Origin of the sequence: Promicromonospora kroppenstedtii DSM 19349, from assembly GCF_000515355.1 — a bacterium.
Classification (GTDB): domain Bacteria; phylum Actinomycetota; class Actinomycetes; order Actinomycetales; family Cellulomonadaceae; genus Promicromonospora; species Promicromonospora kroppenstedtii.
The window spans coordinates 12,650-14,690 of record NZ_KI911694.1; the positions used below are offsets into that span (position 1 = coordinate 12,650).

At 74.3% G+C, this 2,041-nt stretch carries 1 protein-coding gene; it reads left to right on the top strand.

Annotated elements, in window-relative coordinates; all coding sequences use genetic code 11:
• Positions 1-2,004 (top strand): alpha-galactosidase (locus tag PROKR_RS17255; protein WP_051433087.1); only part of this gene is annotated, 2,004 nt, incomplete at its 5' end.
• Positions 2,005-2,041: the final 37 nt, after the last annotated feature.

Sequence of the window (2,041 nt, forward strand, 5' to 3'; positions counted from 1 at the left end):
ACGGCGCCGGGCACGCTCGACGCCGCGTGGCGCCCCTCGCTGCTGCCGCAGGAGTCGGACGGCTGGGCGGGCCGCCCGGGTCTGCTGGTGGCGGCCGGCGGCATCTCGCTCTACCCGCGGTGGACCGTCACGGAGGCCGAGCGGGACCCCGCCTCCCTGCTGGTCACGGCGCGGGACGGCGACCTGAGGCTCACTCTGCGCACGCACCTGGAGATCGGGGCGGGCGGGCTGGTGCTGCTGTGGCACGAGCTGACGAACGACGGACCGGAGCCGGTCGACGTGCACTGGCTCGAGGCACTGCTGCCCGTGCCACGGTCCGCGGACCACCTCACGCAGTTCACCGGCCGCTGGTCCCGCGAGAAGTCGCCGGTCACCACGGCGCTGCCCGGCGGCAGCACGGTGCGGCAGACCCGCCGCGGCCGCTCGGGTCACGACGCGCCCTGGGTGACCGTGGCGTCGTCGGGCGAGCCGAGCAACCGGACCGGTGAGGCGTGGGCCACCCACCTGGGGTGGAGCGCCGACGTGACCCACCGCGTGGACCACCTCACCGAGCACACCACGCTCCTCGGGGCGGGCGAGCTGGTGCGACCCGGCGAGGTCCGGCTGGCCACGGGCGCGACGTACCGCACGCCGGTCGCGTACTTTGCGTGGTCACCGGCCGGCCTGGACGGGGTCGCGGACCGGTTCCACACGTGGATGCGGGCGCGTCCGCAGCACGTGACGAGCCCGCGGCCCCTGGTGCTGAACACGTGGGAGGCCGTGTACTTCGACCACTCCCCGCCCAAGCTGGAGCGGCTGGCGCGTCGCGCCGCCGCGGTGGGCGTGGAGCGGTTCGTGCTCGACGACGGCTGGTTCCACTCCCGGCGCGACGACACCACCGGGCTGGGCGACTGGGTCGTGGACCGCGACGTGTGGCCCGACGGCCTGGGTCCGCTCGCCGGGCTGGTCCACGACCTGGGCATGGAGTTCGGGCTCTGGTTCGAGCCCGAGATGGTCAACCTCGACTCCGACCTGGCCCGCGCGCACCCGGAGTGGATCCTGTCCAACACGGCCGCCGTGCCGTCGCCGGACGGCCTGTCGTTCCGCACGCAGTACGTTCTGGACCTCGCCGTGCCGGAGGCGTGGGAGCACGTGCGCGGCCAGATCTCGGCCCTGGTGACCGAGCTGGGCATCGACTTCATCAAGTGGGACCACAACCGCGACCTCGCCGAGCCCGTGCACGTCGGGCCCGACGGCGTCGGGCGGCCGGGCACGCACCTGCAGACCCGCGCCGCGTACGCGCTGATCGCGCGCCTCAAGGCGGACCACCCGGGGCTGGAGATCGAGTCGTGCTCCTCCGGCGGCGCGCGCACCGACCTGGGCATCCTGGAGCTCACCGACCGCGTGTGGGCGTCCGACTCCAACGACCCGGTGGAGCGCCAGGACATCCAGCGGTGGACCTCGCTCGTGCTGCCGCCCGAGCTGATCGGGGCGCACGTCGGCCCGTCGCCGGCGCACTCGTCGGGCCGCACCACGGACCTCTCCTACCGGGTGGCCACGGCGCTCCAGGGCCACGCAGGGTTCGAGTGGGACCTGCTGACCTGCACGGACGCCGAGCTGGTGGCTGTCACGGCGTATGCGACGCTCTACAAGGAGCTCCGGTCGCTGGTGCACACCGGCACCGTGGTGCACGGCGACCCGGTGGATCCGGCGCTGCGGGTCACGGGCTTCGTGTCCCCCGACCGCACGCAGGGCGTGTGGACCGTGGCGACCGTGGCCGCACCCCAGGACGCCCTGACCGAGCGGGTGCGGCTGGACGGGCTCGACCCGGCCCGGCGGTACAGCGTGCGGGTGCGCGACGAGGTGGGGTCGGCCAAGTGGATGGGCGGGATCACGCCGGGCTGGCTGGGCAAGGAGGCCATGGACCTGCCCGGGTCGGTGCTGAGCGGCATCGGGCTCCAGCTGCCCACCCTGTGGCCCATGCAGGCCCTGATCATCCAGGCGACGGCGCTCCCGGGCGACTGACAGAACCAGGGTGGGCCGGGACCTCACGGTCCCGGCC